3 protein-coding genes are annotated in these 21,335 nt (G+C 73.0%); all 3 read right to left on the reverse strand.

The window, feature by feature from the left end:
• Positions 1–4,229: type I polyketide synthase (locus tag TR46_RS29675; protein WP_042407413.1), on the reverse strand; the 4,229-nt coding region annotated here is incomplete at its 3' end.
• 17 nt (positions 4,230–4,246) lie between these two features.
• Complete coding sequence (locus TR46_RS44650) at positions 4,247–20,116, reverse strand: type I polyketide synthase (RefSeq protein WP_439654399.1); 15,870 nt, start codon at positions 20,114–20,116, stop codon at positions 4,247–4,249.
• Between the two features lie 48 nt (positions 20,117–20,164).
• Complete coding sequence (locus tag TR46_RS29685; protein ID WP_042407416.1) at positions 20,165–21,277, reverse strand: HAD-IIIC family phosphatase; 1,113 nt, start codon at positions 21,275–21,277, stop codon at positions 20,165–20,167.
• Positions 21,278–21,335: the final 58 nt, after the last annotated feature.

Here is a 21,335-nt window from a genome sequence, read left to right on the forward strand (position 1 = left end):
TCCAGCCGCCATCCTCCGTCATCTGTCATCCCGTCAGGAAGGGCCAGGCCCCCGCCTGGCCGCGCCAGTCGAGGTAGCAGCACTCGCCCCTGGCGGATGGCGAACTCGGGTTCGCCCAGGGCCACGCCTGCCCGCAGCAGCGAGCCCAGGGCGGCCGGATCAGCGCTCACGTCGTCGACATCGACCAGGGCGAGCCTGCCGGGGTTCTCCGCAGCGGCAGCCCGTACCAGGCCGGTCACCGACGACGAGCGCAGTTCCACCCCTGGGCCGACATCCACGGCACGTTCGGTGACCACCAGGAGACGGGCGTCGGTGAGGTTCGGGCGGCTCAGCCACTCCTGGAGGGCGCCCAGGGCATCGACAGCGAGGGTCCGGGCAGCCTCCGGCACCGCATCGGCGGTCCCGGCGGCGCCGAAGCAGACGACCGCGGTGTCGGGGACCGGGGCGCCGTTGTCGATGGCCGTCAGCAGCGCGGCCAGGTCGGCATAGGGGACGGCGCCGGGCAGGCTCGTCAGACCTGCGCCGATCACGGCCCACGGCTTCTCCGGGCCGTCCGCGGCCTGGACAGCCGGGGCGGCCGGCACCCAGTCCAGTCCGAACAGGGCCTCGCGGACCACTCCCGCGTCCGAGGTCAGGTCCGCCGCCGGAAGAGCCTGCAGAGAGAGCGATCCCACCGAGGCGATCAGTGGGCCGGACGCGTCGGCCAGGGTCACCGTGACGCTGTCGCCGCTCGCAGCGGGCGCTATCCGCACCCGCGCTGCGGAGGCGCCGGTGGCGTTGATCACCACATCGGTCCAGGAGAACGGCAGCAGCGGTACCGGCTCCGGGCGGCCGACACCGATGCCGTGCAGGGCGGCGTCCAGCAGGGCCGGGTGCAGTCCGAACCCGGCGACGTCCACTCCGGCATCCAGAGCTACCTCGGCGAACAGTTCTTCGCCACGCCGCCACAGGGCGCGCACGCCCTGGAACACCGGGCCGTAGGCCAGCCCGGTGTCGGCCAGCGCGGGATAGAAGTCGTCCAGCGGGATTTCCACCGCGTCGGCGGGCGGCCAGGAGGTGCCGCCGGCCTCGGTGTCGGCCGGCTCTCGTTCGGCCGGTTCGAGGACGCCGACGGCGTGCCGCGTCCAAGCACCGGCGACGTCGTCCCCCTCGGCCTGGGAGTAGATCGCGACCTCGCTGCGGCCGGCCTCCAGTGCGTCGAGGACGACCTGGACGCGGACGCCCGACGCAGCGGAGGGCAGTACCAGCGGTGCCTCTATGACCAGTTCGGCCAGCCGGGCCGCGCCGATCTCGTCCCCGGCCCGGATCGCCATCTCGACCAGCGCCGTCCCCGGGACGATCACTCGCCCGGCGACCACGTGGTCGGCCAGCCAGGGCTGCGAACTCAGGCCGAGCCGACCGGTCAGCATCAGGCCGCCGCTGGCCGCGAGGCTGACGGTGGCGCCCAGGAGCGGATGGCCCGCCACCGACTGGCCCAGGGCGGCCGCATCGGTACTTCCAGCCGCGGGAGTGGCCCAGAATCGCTGCCGGTCAAAGGCATAGGTCGGCAGATCCACCCGCCGCGCGCCGCTGCCGGCATAGAACTGTGCCCAGTCCACCGTCGCGCCGCGGGTGTGCAGCTGTCCCACCGCGGACACCACGGTGGCGGCCTCGTCCCGGTCGCGGCGCAGTGTCGGCACCCAGACCTCGTCCGCCGCGCCGAGCGCGGAGAGCACGCCGTCCGGGCCGATCTCCAGGAAGATCTGCACGCCTTCGTCGCGCAGGGAGGTGACGGCGTGGGCGAAGCGGACCGGTTCGCGGACCTGCCGTACCCAGTACCCGGGATCGGTGACCTCGTCCGTCACCGGCAGCCCGGTGACCGTGGACACCAGGGTGACAGTCGGACGCTGATACGAGACAGATGCCGTGACCTGTGCGAATTCGGCCAGCATCGGTTCCATCAGCGACGAGTGGAAGGCGTGCGACACCCGCAGGTTCCGGACCCGCACCTGCTGGTCCTCGAACTGCTTCCGCAGCGCCGCGACCGCCTCGGCCGGTCCGGAGACCACCACCGCGGTCGGGCCGTTCACCGCGGCGATCCCGACCCCGTGGTGGTCGGCCAGCAGAGCCCGGACCTCGTCCTCCCTGGCCTCGACCGCGAGCATCGCCCCACCGGCCGGAAGGGCCTGCATGAGGCGGCCCCGCGCGGCGACCACGGCACACGCATCCGCCAGCGACCACACACCGGCCACATGTGCGGCGGCCAGCTCGCCGATGGAGTGCCCGGCCACCGCGTCCGGACGGACACCCCACGACTCGAGCAGCCGGAACAGCGCGACCTCGACCGCGAACAGGGCGGCCTGCGTCCACATCGTCCGGTCCAGCAGCTCGGCGTCGTCCCGGATGACGTCGGCCAGCGTCCGGTCCGGGTCGCCCAGGTGTTCGTCCAGGCCCGCACAGACAGCGTCGAACGCTTTCGCGAACACCGGGTATTCGGCATACAGGCGCTGCCCCATCCCCAGCCGCTGCGAACCCTGGCCGGTGAAGACGACCCCGATCTGGCCGAGACTCCCGGCCGAACCGGTCGCGAACTCACCCGGCGCCCCCGCGAGGGCGTCCGTACCGGACAGGAGTTCGTCGCGCTCGGCACCGACGACGACGACCCGGTGCGGCAGGTGCGAGCGCAGCGTAGCCAGCGACCAGCCCAGATCGGCCGGTTCCAGCTCGGGGCGGGACCGGACGAACTCCCCCAGCCGCTGTGCCTGCGCGGCCAGCCCGGCCGGACTCCGCGCCGAGATCAGCCACGGCACCACCGGCAGTCGTCGAACCGAACCGTCGTCGGCCGACGGAGCGTCCGCGGGCGCAGGCTCCTCGGCGGGGGCCTGCTCCAGGATGACGTGGGCGTTGGTGCCGGAGAAACCGAAGGACGAGACCGCGGCCCGGCGCGGACGACCGGTCTGCGGCCATGCCGTCGCCTGGGTCACCAGCTCGACGGCACCTGACGCCCAGTCGACGTGCGAGCTCGGTGCGTCCACGTGCAGCGTCGCCGGGACGATGCCGTGCTCCATCGCCTGCACCATCTTGATCACACCGGCCACCCCGGCCGCCGCCTGGGTGTGACCGATGTTCGACTTCACCGACCCCAGCAGCACCGGCTTCTCGGCGTCCCGGTCCTGGCCGTAGGTGGCGAGCAGGGCCTCGGCCTCGATCGGGTCGCCCAGGCGGGTGCCGGTGCCGTGGCCCTCGACGACGTCGACCTCGCCGGCCGACAGCCCGGCGCCGGCCAGCGCCGACTGGATCACCCGCTGCTGGGAGGGGCCGTTGGGGGCGGTCAGCCCGTTGGAGGCGCCGTCCTGGTTCACCGCGCTGCCGCGCACCACCGCCAGGATGCGGTGACCGTTGCGGCGGGCATCGGACAGCTTCTCCAGGACCAGGACACCGACTCCCTCGCCCCAGCCGGTGCCGTCTGCCGCCTCGGCATAGGCCTTGCACCGCCCGTCCGCAGCCAGCCCGCCCTGCCGGGAGAACTCCACGAAGGTGCCCGGACGGGCCATGACGGTGACCCCGCCGGCCAGTGCGAGCGTGCACTCCCCCGACCGCAACGCGGCCGCGGCCAGGTGCATCGCCACCAACGACGACGAGCACGCGGTGTCCACCGTGACCGCCGGACCCTCCAGTCCGAGCGTGTAGGCGACCCGGCCGGAGGCGACGCCGCCCGAGATCCCGGTACTGACATAGCCTTCGAGGTCGCCCACTCCACCGGCCGCATAGTCGTGGTAAATGAGCCCCGAGAACACTCCGGTGGCCGTACCGTGCAAGGACGCCGGGTCAATCCCGGCGTCCTCCAGGGCCTCCCACGAGGTCTCCAGCAGCAGCCGCTGCTGCGGATCCATCGCCAGCGCCTCACGCGGCGAGATGCCGAAGAACTGCGCGTCAAAATCGGCGGCGTCGCCGAGGAAGGCACCCTCCCGCGCATAGCTCTTGCCCACCGCCGCCGGATCACGGTCGAAGACACTTCCCCATTCCGGCCCCCGGTCCTGCGGGAACGGTGAGACCGCATCGGTCTCCGAAGTCAGCAGGGTCCAGAAATCGTCCGGGGACGCCACCCCGCCGGGGAAACGGCAGGCCATTCCGACGACGGCCATCGGCTCCAGCCGCTCGTCCTCCAGCTTGCGCAGGCGTTCGCGAGTCTGGTGGAGATCGGTGGTGACCCGCTTGAGATAGTCGCGGAGCTTCTGTTCGTTCGTCATGGCAACGCCCTTTTGCTCTAGATGCCAAGCTCTTTGTCGATGAAATCGAAGATGTCGTCGTCACCGGCCGCCTCGATCCGATCGGCGACCGAGACCTCCCCCGCGCTGTCAGTGCCTTCGGCGGTTTCGGCCGTACGCAGCGCGGAGAGCAGTTCCTGGACCCGCGACGCCACCCGGTGCCGGGCGGCGTCGTCCTGGAGGATCCGGGCAAGGGCGGATTCGACCTTCTCCAGCCCGGAGAAGACCTGGAGCACGCTGTTCTCCTCGGCGGTGGATCCGCCCAGTTGCCGGCCGATGTGCTCGGTGAGCGCGTCGGGGGTGGGGTGGTCGAAGACGACGGCGGCACCGAGGCGCAGCCCGGTCGCCGTCCCGAGCCGGTTGCGCAGCTCGACCGCCGTCAGCGAGTCGAACCCGAGCTCGCGGAAGGAAGTGCTGACGTCCACGGCTTCGGCACCGGGCAGCCCGAGGACCAGGGCCGCCTGCTCGACGACCAGTTCGCGGATCGCCGCCTCACGGTCGTTCGGTTCCAGGGCGGTCAGTCGCGCGGCGACGTCGTTCCGGCTGTCTGCTGCGCTCGTACTGGCTACTGAACCCGCCGCCCGCCGGGTCGGGCCGGACGGAGTCCTCGCGATCAGACCGGCGACCAGCGGTGACAGCCCGGCGCCGACGTTGTTCCGCAGAGCAGCCGGGTCGAGGCGGGCCGGGACCAGCAGGGCCCGTCCCGCGCCCGGGGTGCTGCCGCCCGCGGCCTCCGAACCGGTCACGAGGTCCAGCAGGCCCAGACCGTCGGCTGCGGTCAGCGGCGCGAAGCCCTGACGGGCCAGACGGCGACGGTCGGCGTCCGACAGGGTTCCGGCCATGCCGCCGGTCGTGCCGGTGGTTGCCGGGTCGAGTTCCCAGGGTCCCCAGGCCAGCGAGGTGGCTGCCAGTCCAACGCGCCGGCGCGCCGCCGCCAGGGCGTCGAGCACCGTGTTGGCCGCGGCGTAGTTGGCCTGCCCGGGATTTCCCCAGATCCCGGCGACGGAGGAGAACAGGGCGAAAAGGTCCAGATCCAGACCCTCCGTCAGCTGGTGCAGGTTCCAGGCTCCCTCCACCTTCGGGCGCAGCACCGACTCGACCATGGCCGGGGTCAGCGAACCGATGACGGCGTCGTCCAGGACCCCGGCGGCATGGACCACGCCCCGCAACGGCATTGACGCACCGATGCCCGCGAGCAGCGCGCCGAGGCCGGCCCGGTCGGCGGCGTCGCCGGTGACGGTACGGACGCCGACACCCGACGCGGCGAGATCGGCCGCCAGCCGGGCCGTGCCGGGGGCGGCCGGCCCACGCCTGGAGAGCAGTAGCAGGGATTCGGCGTTCCCGGCTGCGGCCAGCCGACGGGCCACCAGACCGCCCAGTGCCCCCGACGCGCCCGTCACCAGCACGGTCCCGCCCCGGGACGGCGCCGGGATCGTGAGCACGACCTTGCCGACGTTGCGGGCCTGGCTCAGGTACCGGAACGCCTCCGGCGCCCGGCGGACATCCCACGAGGCCAGCGGCAGCGGCCGCAGGATCCCCTGCACGAACAGGTCCGACAGGGCCGCGAACATCTCCGCGATCAGCGCCGGGTCACAGTCCAGCAGATCAAAGGCCCGGTACGACAACCCCTTGTACTCGGCGGCGACCCGCTCCGGGTCGCGGATGTCCGTCTTGCCCATCTCCACGAACCGTCCGCCCGCCCCGGCGGCCAACCGCAGCGAGGCGTCCACGAACTCGCCGGCCAGGGAGTCCAGCACCACGTCGATCCCAGTGCCGCCGGTCGCCGCGCGGAAGGCGTCCTCGAAGTCCACCGTCCGGGACGACGCCACCCGGGACTCGCTCAGCCCCAGCCCGCGCAGCGCCGGCCACTTCGACGGGCCGGCCGTGCCGAACACGTCCGCACCGAGGTGGCGGGCCACCTGCACGGCGGCGATGCCGACGCCGCCGGCGGCAGCGTGGATCAGCACCTTCTCGTCCCGGCGGAGTCCGGCCAGCACCACCAGCGCGTACCAGGCAGTCAGGTACACGACTGGCGCCGCGGCCGCCTCGGCCATCGACCAGCCGGCCGGGACCGGCGCCAGTAGCCGGGCATCGGTGACCGCGACCGGGCCGAAGGCGCCGGAGAACAGGCCCATCACCCGGTCGCCCGGGCGGAGGCCGGTGACCCCGGCGCCCACCTCCAGTACGACGCCCGCACCTTCGAGGCCCAGCAGGCCCGCATCGCCCGGATACATGCCGAGGACGTTCAGCACGTCACGGAAGTTGACCCCGGCCGCCCGGAGTCCGACCCGGACCTCGCCGGTGCCCAGCGGGCGGGTACCGCCGTCGGCCGGAACCAGGGCCAGGTTCTCCAGCGTGCCCCGGCCGGTGCACTCCAGGCGCCAGCCTGCCGCCGGGTCGGCGGGGACCGTCAGGCCGCTGGTCGCCCGGGTGAGCCGTGGGACCAGGACCTGACCGGCCCGGACCGCGACCTGGGGCTCGCTCGCGGCGAGCGCCGCGGTCAGCGCCCGCACCGCGTCCGCCTCCAGGTCGAGGTCGACCAGTACGATCCGGTCCGGGTTCTCGGCGGCGGCCACTCGGCCCAGCCCCCACACGCCGGCCCCGCCGACGTCGACGGCCGTCGCTCCGGCGTCGACGGCCTGACGGGTCACCAGCACCAGGCAGGAGTCGGCCAGTTCACCCGCAGCCAGCCACGACTGCACCACCGCGAGGGCGTCAGCTGTAGTTGCCCGGACGGCCGTGGACACGTCGGCGTCCACGGTGCCGTCGAGGCCGCAGGGCACGATCACGGTGTGCGGAGTGACGGTGCGGTCCGCCTTCAGGGCCTCGATGTCGGCGTACCGGGCCACTCCGGGCAGTTCCAGTGCACTGCCGAGGACCACCCAGCCGTCGGTGTCGGTGTGCGCTGCGGGGTCCGCGGCCCGGGCCGGCACCCAGTCCAGTTCGAACAGTGCCTCCTGCGCCAACCGTGCACTGCCGGTGGCGACTTCAGCCGGAAGGGCGCGCAGCACCAGCGATCCGACCGTGGCTATGGCCGCGCCGGTCCCGTCAGCCAGGGTCACCGACATGCCCTCGCCCGAGTCGGCGGGGGCCAGCCGTACCCGGGCCGTGGTCGCTCCGGTGGAGTGCACCTGGACGTCGGTCCAGGCGAACGGGAGCATCGGGCCCGCCTGGTCGTCGGCCGGGTGCGCCGTCCCCATCAGGTGCAGAGCGGTGTCGAGCAGCACCGGGTGCAGGCCGAAGCCGGCCACCGACAGAGCAGTATCGAGCTCAACCTCGGCGAAGATCTCGTCGCCGCGGCGCCACGCCGCGCGCACTCCCCGGAAGACCGGCCCGTAGGCCAGCCCGGCACCGGCCAGGGCCGGGTAGAGGCCGTCCAGGCCTTCCGGAAGCGCGTCCGGCGGCGGCCATTCGCTCATGGCGGCGGCCTCGGGCGCGGGTTGCTCCGGTCCGGCGGCGAGCAGGCCTGCGGCGTGCTGCGTCCAGGGTCCTGCTTCATCCTCGCGGCGGGAGTGGACGGTGATCTCCCGATCGCCGTCCGGCCCGGGCACCGCCACCGTGACCTGGACCCGGACCGCTTCCTGGCCGGGGATCACCAACGGTGACTGGATGACCAGTTCGCGGACGCTCGCGCATCCGGCCTGGTCAGCGGCCCGAACGGCCATCGCGACCAGTGCCGCTCCCGGCACCAGGACCTGACCGGCCACCACATGGTCGGCCAGCCAGGGCTGGGAGCCCAGCGACAGCCGTCCGGTCATCACCAGACCGCCACCGGTGGACAGTTCGAGGGCCGCGCCCAGCAACGGGTGGTCCGTGGGCTCGAATCCCCGTCCCGCGGCGTCGATCCGGGAGGTTCCCGGGGTGAGCCAGTAGGTCTGCCGGGTGAACGCGTAGGTCGGCAGGGCGATCCGTTCGGCCCCGCTGTCGGTGTAGAGCCCGGTCCAGTCGACAGCGCCGCCGCGGACGTGGACCTGGGCGACGGCGGAGACCACGCTCAGGGCCTCGTCCCGGCCCCGGCGCAGTGCCGGGACCCACACCTCGGCGTCGGCTCCGGCGGATTCGTCCGCCGCACCGGCGCCGAGCGCGGACAGGACGCCGTCCGGGCCGATCTCGACGAAGGTCCTGACTCCGCCCTTCCGCAGGGCTGCGACGGCGTCGGCGAACCGGACCGGCTCGCGCACCTGCCGCACCCAGTACTCCGGGTCGAGGACCTCACTGCTCACCGGTGCGCCGGTGAGCGTGGACACCAACGGGATCCGCGGTGCCGCGAAGGAGACGGACCGGGTCGCCGCGGCGAAGTCGGCCAGCATCGGCTGCATCAGCGACGAGTGGAACGCATGCGACACCCGCAGCCGTCGCACCCGCAAACCCATGGCTGTCAACTCCTCAGCGAGCGCCTCGACTTCAGTCTCCGGTCCCGAAACGACAACCGCCTCCGGGCCGTTCACGGCTGCGATTCCGACGCCCGGAAACCCCGCCAGGACGGTCAGCACGTCCTCCTCGGTGGCTGCGACGGCGAGCATCGCGCCGCCGGACGGTAGCGCCTGCATCAGCCGGCCCCTGGCGGCCACCACCGCGCACGCGTCGGGCAGCGACCAGACGCCGGCCACATGGGCGGCGGCGAGTTCCCCGATCGAGTGCCCGGCCAGGAACGCCGGGGTCGCACCCCAGGACTCCAGCAGCCGGAACAGTGCCACCTCGACGGCGAACAGCCCGGCCTGGGCCCACACTGTCTGGTCGAGAAGACCCGTGAGCCCGGCGTCGCCCCGGATGACGTCCCTGAGCGAGTGGTCCGGCTGGTCCAGGTGCTCCTCCAGACCGGCGACGACGGCGTCGAAGGCGTCGGCGAACACCGGGTAGGCCGCGTACAGGCCCTGGCCCATGCCGACGCGCTGAGCGCCCTGGCCGGTGAAGACGAACCCGATGCGCCCGACGCTGCCGGTGGTCCCGGTCGCCGTGGCCGGCGCGTCCGACTCGGGCTCCGTCCCGGCCGCGAGTGACGCGGCGAGGCCGGTCAGCGCGGCCCGAAGCTCGTCCGGGCTGCTGCCGACGACCACGGCCCGGTGCGGCAGCCCCGGCCGGGTGGTCGCCAGCGACCACCCGATGTCGACGGCGTCGCCGGGCCGGTCCGAGCGGGTCGCGGCGAACGCGGCCAATTGGGCGGCCTGGGCGGCCAGACCGGTCCGGCTGCGGGCCGAGACCAGCCAGGGAACGGCGGGCACAGCACTGCGGGCGGCCGTGCGATCGCTGGTCGGCTCCTCCATGGCCTGTTCGAGGACGACATGCGCGTTGGTCCCGGAGAAGCCGAAGGACGACACACCGGCCCGGCGCGGGCGACCGGTCTCCGGCCACGGCGTCGGCCCGGTGACCAGCTTCACCGCGCCCGTCCCCCAGTCCACATGCGAGGACGGTGCGTCCACGTGCAGGGTCGCCGGGACCACGCCGTGGGTCATCGCCTGGACCATCTTGATGATCCCGGCCACCCCGGCCGCCGCCTGGGTGTGACCGATGTTCGACTTCACCGACCCCAACAGCACCGGCTTCTCGGCGTCCCGGTCCTGGCCGTAGGTGGCCAGCAGCGCCTGCGCCTCGATCGGGTCGCCCAGCCGGGTGCCGGTGCCATGGCCCTCGACGACGTCGATGTCTCCGGGCCGCAGACCGGCGTTGGCCAGGGCGGCCCGGATCACCCGTTGCTGCGAAGGTCCGTTGGGGGCGGTCAGGCCATTCGAAGCACCGTCCTGGTTCATCGCGCTGCCCCGGACCACGGCCTGGACGCGGTGACCGTTGCGGCGGGCATCGGACAGCTTCTCCAGGACCAGGACACCGACTCCCTCGCCCCAGCCGGTGCCGTCTGCCGCCTCGGCGTAGGCCTTGCACCGCCCGTCCGCAGCCAGCCCGCCCTGCCGGGAGAACTCCACAAAGGTGCCCGGCGTCGCCATCACGGTCACGCCGCCGACCAGGGCCAGTGTGCACTCCCCGGACCGCAGCGCCTGCCCCGCCAGATGCACCGCCACCAGCGACGACGAACAGGCCGTGTCGACCGTCACCGCCGGCCCTTCCAGCCCGAGCGCATAGGCCACCCGGCCCGAGGCCACTCCCCCGGAGGTGCCGGTGCTGAGGTAGCCCTCGACCTCCCCTGATGTCCCGCCGCCGACCCCGTAGTCGTGGTAGATCAGCCCCGCGAACACGCCGGTGTCGCTGCCGTGCAAGGAGACCGGGTCGATCCCGGCGTCCTCCAGCGCCTCCCAGGACGTCTCCAGCAGCAGCCGCTGCTGCGGGTCCATCGCCAGCGCCTCACGCGGCGAGATGCCGAAGAACTGGGCGTCGAACTCGCCCGCCCCGTAGAGGAAGGCGCCCTCGGAGGCGTAGCACTTCCCGGTGGCGGCCGGATCGCGATCGACCACGTCGGTCCACTGCGGACCACGGTCCTGCGGAAAGCCGGCCACCGCGTCGGTGCCGTCCGCCAGCAACTGCCAGAACTCTGCGGCGGAACCCACCCCGCCGGGGAACCGGCAGCCCATGCCGACGATCACCAGTTCGTCCTCGGCGGTGGCGACGCGGGAGACGGTCTTCGGCCCGGCAGTCCTGGCGGCGCGTCCGAGCAGCTCGGTCCGGATGTGCCCGGCCAGCGTGGTCGGGGTGGGGTAGTCGAAGACCAGCGTGGCCGGCAGCCGCAGCCCGGTGACACTGTTGACCCGGTTGCGCAGCTCCAGTGCGGTCAACGAGTCGACGCCCAGGTCCTTGAAGGTGTCCCTGGTATTGATCGATTCGGATCCCGGCAGCCCCAGGACGAGCGCCGTCTGAGTATGGATCAGCTCCAGGACTGCCGCATCCTGCTCGGTCTCCGGCATCGCCAGCAGTTGCCCTGCCAGGGCGTTGCCGCTCGTGCGCCCGACCGTTCCGGCTTTGCGCCGGGATGCGCTGCGGACCACCGCCGACAGGAGCGGAGCAACCTCTCCGGCCGCCTCCAGGGCGCGGAGGTCGAGGCGGACCGGGACCAGCATCGACCTTCCGGTCGTGTCGGCGGCATCCAGCAGCGCCAGGCCTTCGTCGGCGGTGAACGGCAGCGAGCCGGAGCGGCTGAGCCGCTGCCAGTCGGCCTGGCCGAGCGCCGCGGTCATCCCCTCCTGCTGCCGCCAGGGGCCCCAGGCCAGGGAGACCGCGGCCAGGCCCTGGGCCCGGCGGTGGGCGGCCAGGGCGTCCAGGAAGGTGTTCGCTGCCGCGTAGTTGCTCTGGCCCGGATTGCCCCAGATCCCGGCGATCGAGGAGAAGAGCACGAACAGGTCCAGGTCCAGACCCCGGGTCAGCTCGTGCAGTTGCCAGGCGCCGTCCACCTTGGGTCGCAGTACCGCCTCGACCCTGGCCGGGGTCAGCGAACCGACCACGCCGTCGTCCAGCAGCCCGGCAGCATGCACTACGCCGCGCAGCGGCGCCGATCCGGGCACCCCCGCGAGGATCGCAGCCAGTTGGCCCCGGTCGGCGACGTCACCGGAGCGGACCTGTACTGCGACTCCCTGACCGGCCAGGTCGGCGGCCAGCACGGCCGTGCCGGGGGCCTGCGGTCCGCGCCGGGAGAGGAGTACCAGCGACTTGGTCCGCCGACGGTCGGCCAGATGCCGGGCGACCAGTACGCCGAGCGCCCCCGACGCGCCGGTGACCAGCACCGTCCCGGTCGGGTCGGCGGGAGCGGGGACGGTCAGCACAACCTTGCCGATGTTGCGGGCCTGGCTCAGGTACCGGAACGCCTCCGGCGCCCGGCGGACGTCCCAGCAGGTCACCGGCAACGGCTGCAGCGCTCCCTGGGCGAAGAGCTCCGACAGGGCGGCGAACATCTCCGCGATCCGGTCCGGGGCGGTGTCGAACAGATCAAAGGCCCGGTAGGTCAGACCGTCGTGGTCGGCGGCGATCCGCTCGGGGTCGCGTACGTCGGTCTTGCCCATCTCGATGAACCTGCTCCCAGGGCCGGCCGCCAGCCGGGCCGAGGCGTCGACGAAGGGCCCGGCCAGGGAGTCCAGCACCACATCGACCCCGGCGCCGCCGGTCGCGGCCCGGAAGGCGTCCTCGAAGTCCAGCGTCCGCGAGGAGGCCAACTGGGCTTCCCGCAGGCCGAGTTCCCGCAGCATCTGCCACTTCGAGGGGCTGGCGGTGCCGAACACCTCGGCACCCAGGTGCCGGGCCAGCTGGACGGCGGCGATGCCGACGCCGCCGGCGGCGGAGTGGATCAGGACGGTCTCGCCCTTGGCCAGCCCCGCCAGATCCACCAGGGCGTGGTAGGCGGTGAGGAAGACCACGGGTGCGGCCGCCGCCTGGGTCAGCGTCCAGTCCGCAGGGACCGGGGCCAGCAACCGCGCGTCGGCGACCGCCGTCGGCCCGAAAGCGGCCGGGAACAGGCCCATGACCTTGTCCCCGGGCCGCAGATCGCTCACACCGGGACCGGTCTCCAGCACGATTCCAGCGCCCTCAAGACCCAGCCGACCGGCCTCGCCCGGGTACCTGCCCAGGACGTTCAGAACATCGCGGAAGTTCACTCCGGCGGCCCGCAGCCCCACCCGCACCTGGCCGGGCCCGACCGGCGGTTGCTCGTCGGCCGGGGTCAGCACCAGGTTCTCGATGGTTCCGCGCTCGGTGAAGTCGAGGAACCAGGCATCCGCGTTCGCGGGCACCGACAGCGCGTTCGTCGGGCGGCCGAGCCGAGGCAGCCGTAGCTCTGCCTGGCGGACAGCGAATTCCGGCTCGCCGAGGCCCACCCCAGCAGCCAGCAGCGGTCGGGCCCCGGCCACGTTGTCGATGTCGGCCAGGACGAAGCGCCCCGGATTCTCCGCCGTCGCCACCCGGAGCAGACCCTGGATGGTGGCCGAACCCGGGTCCGGCACCGCGCCAGTACCGGCCTCCACGGCCCGACGGGTGACGACCAGCAGCCGGACCTCGGAGAGGTTTTCGGCGGCCAGCCAGTCCTGGACCGGGCCGAGCACGGCGGTGGCAACCGCGCGGGCCGCAGTGGCCGCGTCGGCATCCGCCGGCGTGTGAGCGATGGCCGGCAGCACAACCGCCTCGGGGACCTCGCCACCCGCCGCCACCGCCGCCAGCAGTTCGGCCACATCGGCGTAGCGGGCAGCGCCGGGCAGCTCCTGCTGGAGGCCGCCGTCGTCCTGGTCCGCGGCGGCCAGCAGGGCCCAGCGGGTGTTCCTGTCGGAGCCGGCGTCCAGGCGGACCGGGACCCAGGCGACCTCGAACAGCGACTCCGCCTTCGACGTGGTGGCGTCGGCGAGCCCGGCGGCCGGAAGTGACCGCAGGACCAGGGACCGCACCGACGCGACGGGTCGACCGGCCGCGTCGGCCAGCGTGACTGACAGGGCACCCTCCTCGGCCGGGGCCAGCCGGACCCGGACCGTGTCGGCGTCGGTGGCGTGGACGGCGACGTCGGTCCAGGCGAACGGGAGCAGCGGGCCGGTACTGGTCTCGTCGTCCGCAGGCAGGGCGGCCAGGTGCAGGGCGGCGTCCAGGAGGGCCGGGTGGACGGCGAACCCGGACACGGCCGTTCCCTCGTCGAGGGCTACCTCGGCGAAGGCCTCGCCGCCGCGCCGCCACGCCCTGCGGACCGCGCGGAACGTCGGTCCGTAGTCGAGACCGGAGCGGGCCAGCGCCGGATACAGGTCGTGGAGGTCCTGTTCGATCGCCCCGGCGGGCGGCCACTGGGCCAGGTCGGATGCCGGTTCGTCACTGCCCGGTGAGTGGTCGTCGGCTGCGGCCAGTACGCCGGTGGCGTGCCGGGTCCACGGGGCCGGACCGGTCGGGCCGACGGGTTCTTCGGGCTGGGAGTAGATGCTGACGGCGCTGCGCCCGGTCTCGTCGGCCTCCTCCAGGGTGACCTGGATCCGGGTGCCGCGGTCGGCAGGCAGGACCAGCGGCCTCTCGACGACCAGTTCGACGAGCCGGGTCCGACGGCCGGTCTCGTCCCCTGCCCGGACTGCCATCTCGACCAGGGCGGTGCCGGGCACGACGATCCGGCCCGCGACCACGTGGTCGCCCAGCCACGGCTGGGACCGCAATGACAGCCGGCCGGTCAGCATCAGACCGCCGGTGGCCATGGTCATGCTGGCGCCGAGCAGCGGATGGTCGGACCCGGACTGGCCGAGACCGGTCGGATCCGTCGTGCCGGTGGCGGCGTCCAGCCAGTACCGTCGGCGGTTGAAGGCGTAGGTGGGCAGTTCCACCCGCCGGGCGCCGGTACCGGCGTAGAAGCGCGGCCAGTCCACGGTGCCGCCGCGGGCACCGAGTCGGCCCACCGCCGAGACCAGGGTGTGTGCCTCGTCGCGGTCGCGGCGCAGTACCGGGATCCAGGCTTCGCCGGTGTCGTCGTTCGCCGTCAGGGCGGTGAGCACAGCGTCCGGGCCGATCTCCAGGAACGTCCGCACGCCGTGGTCGCGCAGCGCCGTGACCGCGTCGGCGAAGCGGACCGGCTCGCGGACCTGGCGTACCCAGTACGCCGGATCCAGCAGTTCATCCGTGACGGGCTGTCCGGTCAGCGTCGACACGATCGGGATCCGCGGCCGGGCGTAGGACACCGATGCCGTCACCGCGGCGAAGTCGGCCAGCATCGGGTCCATCGACGACGAATGGAACGCATGCGACACCCGCAACCGCCGCACCCGCACCCCGCGCGCCGAGAACTCCCGCTCCACCGCGGAGACCGCCGCCTCCGGCCCCGAGACCACGGTCGCGTCCGGGCCGTTCACCGCCGCGACGCCCACACCCTTGAACCCGGCCAGGACCCGAAGGACCTCGTCCTCAACCGCCCGCACCGACAGCATCGCCCCACCGGCCGGCAGTGCCTGCATCAGCCGACCCCGGGCCGCCACCACCGCACACGCATCGGCCAAGGACCAGACACCGGCGACATGCGCGGCGGCCAACTCACCGATCGAATGCCCCGCCACCACCGACGGGGCCACGCCCCACGACTCCAGCAGGCGGAACAGAGCCACCTCGACCGCGAACAACCCGGCCTGCGCCCATACCGTGTCGTCCAGGCGACCCGCACCGTCGACGACCGCTGCCACGGACTGGTCCAGGTACTCCTCCAGCCCGGCACACACCTCGTCGAACGCGGCAGCGAACACCGGATAGGCCGCATGGAGCTGCCGCCCCATCCCCACTCGCTGCGCACCTTGACCGGTGAACACGAACCCGAGCTCACCCACCGACCCCGACAGCTCGCCCGCAGGCACTGCCGCCAAGCCGGCCAGCAGTTCGTCGCGGTTCGCACCGACCACGACGGTCCGCTCGGGCAGACCGGTCCTGGACGCCGCCAGCGACCAGCCGACATCGATCGCGTCCAACTCCGGCCGGGCCAGCAGAAACTCCCGCAGGCGCTGCGCCTGCGCCGCCGTTCCCGTCTCATCACGTGCCGTCAGCAGCCAAGGAATTGCCGGAAGATTCCTCTTGGGGATGGCCTCTGCGAGGTCACCATCGGGAGCCTGCTCCAGGATGACGTGGGCATTGGTGCCGCTGATTCCGAACGCCGACACCCCGGCCCGCCGCGGTCGTCCCCGGTCCGGCCAGTCCTCCGGCTCGGTCAGGAGTCGCACGGCTCCTGACGACCAGTCAACGTGCGGGGACGGCGTGTCGGCGTGCAGGGTCCTTGGCAGCCTGGCGTGTTGCAGGGCCAGCACCGTCTTGATGATCCCGGCGGCTCCGGCCGCCCACTGGGTGTGGCCGATGTTGGACTTCACCGTGCCCAGCCACAGCGGCCGTTCCGGGTCCCGGCCCTGCCCGTAGGTGGCCAGCAGGGCCTGGGCCTCGATCGGGTCGCCGAGCATGGTCCCGGTCCCGTGCGCCTCGACCGCGTCGACGTCGTTTGCACTGAGTCCGGCGCCCGCCAGGGCGGCTCGGATGACGCGTTGCTGGGACGGTCCGTTGGGGGCCGTCAGGCCGTTGGAGGCGCCGTCCTGGTTCACCGCGCTGCCAGCCACAACAGCCATCACCCGGTGCCCGTTCCGGCGGGCGTCGGAGAGCCGTTCCAGGAGGACGACGCCGGCTCCCTCGGCCATGCCCATCCCGTCGGCGTCGGCCGCAAAGGCCTTGCACCGGCCGTCCGCGGCCAGCCCCTGCTGCCGGGTGAACCAGGTCAGCCAGTCCGCGGTGGCGTGCACGGTCACCCCGCCGGCGAGGGCCAGCGCGCACTCCCCGTTGCGCAGCGACTGCACGGCCAGATGCAGAGCCACCAGGGAGGACGAGCAGGCGGTGTCGACGCTCACCGCCGGCCCTTCGAACCCGAAGGTGTAGGCGATCCGGCCGGACAGCACGCTGGTGGCCCGGCCCGTCTGCAGATGCCCCTCCAGTTCCCGGGGGCCGCTGTGGCCGTAGCCGGAGGAGGCCGCGCCGACGAAGACGCCGGTGGCCGACCCACGCAGGTGCTCGATGTCGATCCCGGCGCGTTCCAGGGCTTCCCAGGAGGTCTCCAGCAGCAACCGCTGCTGGGGGTCCATCGCCAGTGCCTCGCGCGGCGAGATACCGAAGAAGGCCGGGTCGAAGTCGGCGGCGTCGGACAGGTACCCGCCGCGCAGCGCCGCACCGGTCCGGGCCGGGTCGGCATCGGGGTCGTCCAGGTCGTCCAGGCCGCGCAGGTCCCAGCCGCGGTCGGCGGGGGCGTTCCCGATCGCGTCCCCGCCTGCGTCGAGCAGCTCCCACAGGCCGTCCGGGTCGTGGACGCCGCCAGGGAGCCGGCAGCCCATGGCCACGACGGCGATCGGCTCGTCAGTCGGAGCGGCAACGGCCGGGGCGGCCGGCTCATCGGTGCTGCCGAGCAGTTGGGCCCGGACGAATCCGGTCAGGGCGGCCGGGGTGGGGTAGTCGAAGATCAGCGTGGTGGGCAGCTGCAGGCCGGTGGCCGCGTTCAGCCGGGCGCGCAGTTCCACGCCGGCCAGCGAGTCGAACCCGGTCTCCTTGAAGGTGCGGCCCGGGTGGACCGCCTCGGGCGTGGGCTGTCCGAGCACGGCGGCGGCGTGGGCCTGGATCAGCTCCAGCAGGACCCGGACCTGTTCGCCGGCCGGGCTACCGGCAATCCGGTCCCGCAGGCCGCCGTTTTCGGCCACGGCCGACTGCTGCGACGGCACTGGCCCGGGGACGCTCCGGGGGGTGGTGCCGGCCTCGAGCCAGAAGCGTTGGTGCTGGAAAGCGTAGGTGGGCAGGTCGATCCGGCGTGCCTTCGGCAGCACCGACGGCCAGTCGATCCGGACGCCGCGGACGTGGAGCTCGGCCAACGAGGCGAGGATCCGCTGCTGACCGCCGGCGTCGCGGCGCAGCGTCCCGATGACGACCGGCGCCGGGCGCGGCAGGACGCCGTGGGAGCCGGCCTCCGCCTCGCGCCGGATCTGGTCGAGCGTGGCGCTGACCGCTCCGGCCAGCACCGGATGCGGGGAGACCTCGACGAACACGTCGTACCCGGCCCGGTCCAGGCTCCGGACGGCCTGCGAGAACTGCACGGGCCGGCGCAGATTCTCGAACCAGTACTCGGCCCCGGCCGTCGCGCCGTCCAGGAGCTCTCCGGTGACCGTCGAGAACATCGCCGTCGTCCCCGGGCCGGGGGTGATGTCGCCCAGGGCGGCCAGGAGTTCGTCCCGAACGTCGTCGATCCGGGGGCTGTGCGAGGCGTAGTTGACCGGAAGGACCCGGGTGCGGACACCGTCCCGCTCGCAGTCGGCGGCGATCCGGCCCAGCACCCCGACGTCGCCGGTGACGACGGTCGCCTCGGGGCTGTTGACGACGCCGACCGTAGCTTGACCGGGGTACGGCGCCAGACGGGCCGTGACCGCCTCGGCCGACTCGGCGATCGACAGCATCCCGCCTCGCCCGGCCAGCGTCCCGACGATCCTGCTGCGCCCGATCGTCGCCTTCGCCGCGTCCTCCAGCGAGAGGATCCCGGCCACGCAGGCCGCCGCCAGCTCACCCTGGCTGTGGCCGACCACCGCATCGGGGGCCACACCCGCGGCCTGCCAGACGGCGGCCAGCGAGACCATCACGGCGAACAGGGCCGGCTGGACGACATCGTCACGGTCCAGACCGGGTGCGCCCTCGGCACCGGCCAGGACATCGGACAGGCTCCAGTCCACGTACGGCGACAGCGCCCGCTCGCACTCGGCCAGCCGGGCGGCGAACACCGGTGAGGCCGCGGCCAGGTCACGGCCCATCCCCAGCCACTGCGATCCCTGGCCGGGGAAGACGAACACCACCCGGTGTCCGTGCTCGCCGGCGGGTTCGGCGACGCCGCTGACCACTGCCGCAGACGGGCGGCCGGCGGCCAGCGCGTCCAGACCCGCCGTCAACTCCCCGGGGCCGCCGCCGATGATCACCGCCCGGTGGTCGAACCCGGTCCGGGTGGTGGCCAACGACCAGGCGACGGCTGCCGGATCGGCAGGTGCGGGGCCGGTCGCGACGAACTCGGCCAGGCGTTCTGCCTGGCTGCTCAGGGCTGTGGCCGAGCGCCCCGACACCAGCCACGCCGTCGGGCCCCCCTCATGGACGTCGGCAGCTGCGTCGCCGGTGCCGGGACCGGCCGGAGCCTCCTCCAGGACGGCGTGGGCATTGGAGCCGCTGATCCCGAAGGACGACACCCCGGCCCGGCGGGCCCGGCCGGAGTCCGGCCACGGCCTGGCTTCGGTGAGCAGTTCCAGCCCGGAAGCGGCCCAGTCGACATGCGGATTCGGCTCACCGATGTTGAGCGACGCCGGCAGCACACCGTGCCGCAGCGCCATCACCGTCTTGATGACACCGGCCACCCCCGCCGCGGCCTGGGTGTGGCCGATGTTGGCCTTCAACGATCCGATCAGCAGCGGGCGTTCGGCGGAACGCTCCTGGCCGTAGCTCGCGGCCAGCGCGCGGACCTCGGTCCGGTCCCCGAGCGGGGTGCCGGTGCCGTGGGCCTCGACGGCGTCGACGTCGTCAGGGGTCAGTCCGGCGGCTGCCAGCGCCTGCGCGACGACGTCGGCCTGGGCCAGGCCGTTGGGCGCGGTGAGGCCGTCGCTGGCGCCGTCGGAGTTGATCGCCGTGCCGCGTACCAGTGCCAGCACCCGGTGGCCGTTGCGCAGGGCGTCGGGCAGCCGTTCCAGGACGAGCAGGCCGACGCCCTCGGACCACACTGTGCCGTCGGCGTCGGCGGAGAAGGGCTTGCAGCGGCCGTCCGGGGCCAGGCCCCGCAGTCGGCTGAAGGCGACGAAGTTGCCCGGGGTGGCCATCACCGACACCCCGCCTGCCAGCGCCAGCGAGCACTCGCCGTGGCGCAGGGCCTGGGCGGCCAGGTGCAGAGCGACCAGCGAGCTGGAGGCGGAGGTGTCGACGGTCAGCGCCGGGCCCTGCAGCCCGAGGGAGTAGGCGATCCGCCCGGACATCACGCTGGTGGTGGTGCCCGTGAGCAGGTGCGCCTCGATGCCGTCCGGGGCCTCGTACAGGCGCGGGCCGTACTCGCGCGGCTCACCGCCGACGAAGACACCGGTGCGGCTCCCGCGCAGGCTCAGCGGGTCGAGGCCGGACCGTTCCAGGGCCTCCCAGGCGACCTCCAGGAGCAGCCGCTGCTGCGGGTCCATCGCCAGCGCCTCACGTGGCGAGATGCCGAAGAAGTCCGAGTCGAAGCCGGCCACGTCGTCCAGGAACCCGCCCCGGTCGACATAGCTCGTCGCGGGATGGCCGGGGTCCTCGTGGTGCAGGGATTCGAGGCTCCAGCCGCGGTCGCCGGGGAAGGACGAGATGACCTCGCGCCCGGTGACGGCCAGCTGCCACAGATCCTCCGGCGACCGGACTCCGCCGGGGTAGCGGCAGCTCATGCCGACGACGGCAAGGGGCTGGTGATCGGACTCGCTCATGGTGTGCTCCACATTCCCTGGCCGTACTGGTTCGAGGTCGCCGCGGTCAGATCGGGTGAGTCAGAGCGGGGGCGTGAGATCCGGGTGGGTGAGATCCGGGTGGGTGAGATCCGGGGAGACCAGCCGCATGGTGGTCGGGCCCTCGCGGCGCGCGGTGACCAGGTGCAGGCACTGGATGTCGCCGCCGTCGGTGAAGCTCTCGATCCCGTCGAGGCAGTCGCAGGGGTCCTGGGCGAAGCCGGCGAAGCGGTAGGCGATCTCCATCATTCGGTTGCGGTCGGTCGGCCGGAAGTCGGCGGCCAGGTGGACACCGCCCTGCGCGGCCTGGTCGACCAGCCAGTTCAGCAGCACCGTCCCGGCGCCGAAGGTGACCACCCGGCAGGAGGTCGCGAGCAGCTTGAGGTGCCAGACAGCGGGGTGGCGTTCCATCAGCAGCACGCCGACCGCGCCGTGCGGGCCGAAGCGGTCGGAGAGGGTGATGGTCAGCACCTCATGGCCGGGGTCGGCCAGCAGACCGCGCAGGACAGGGTCCGAGTAGTGCACCCCCGTTGCGTTCATCTGGCTGGTGCGCAGCGTGAGTTCCTCGACCCGGAACAGGTCCTCCTCGTCGGCGCGCTTGATCGCCATCACCAGGTCGAGGGAGCGCAGGAAGTCCTCGTCCGGGCCGTTGAAGGAGTCCTTCTCCACCGTGCGCCGGGCATTGGCCTGGTACATCTCCCGACGGCGGCGGGCGTCGACGGTGACGACAGCAGGGCTGAACTCCGGCCGGTCCACCAGGGAGAGCACGTCCTGCTCGGTGTAGCAGCGGACCTCAGGGGCGTGGTAGGTCACCTCGGCCCGCTCGGTGGGCGTGTCGTCGACGAAGGCGATCGTGGTGAGCGCGAACTGGAGCTCCTTGGCGATCGCGGCCACCGCGTCGGACTTGCGGCCCCAGCCGATCTGCGGAACCAGGAAGTACTCGGCGACACCGAGCTCCTCCAGCCGCTTCCAGGCCAGGTCGTGGTCGTTCTTGCTGGCCACGGACTGCAGGATGCCGCGGGAGTCGAGCTCGACGATGACGGCGCGCACCTCGTCGGGCAGGTGGACGTCCTGGTCCTCCAGCAGGGTGCCCTGCCAGAGGGTGTTGTCGAGGTCCCAGACCAGGCACTTGACGAGAACGGGTGTTTCGGACATGCGGGGCCTCCGTACGGGACCGGGATCCTCGGGGTCGGCGCGGTTCGGGGTCGGTGCT

The organism is Streptacidiphilus carbonis, assembly GCF_000787775.1.
Lineage (GTDB): Bacteria > Actinomycetota > Actinomycetes > Streptomycetales > Streptomycetaceae > Streptacidiphilus > Streptacidiphilus carbonis.

Bases quoted from the DNA above. Each gene is read 5' to 3' on its own strand.
- TR46_RS29685 (WP_042407416.1), bottom strand. From the start codon at position 21,277: ATGTCCGAAACACCCGTTCTCGTCAAGTGCCTGGTCTGGGACCTCGAC.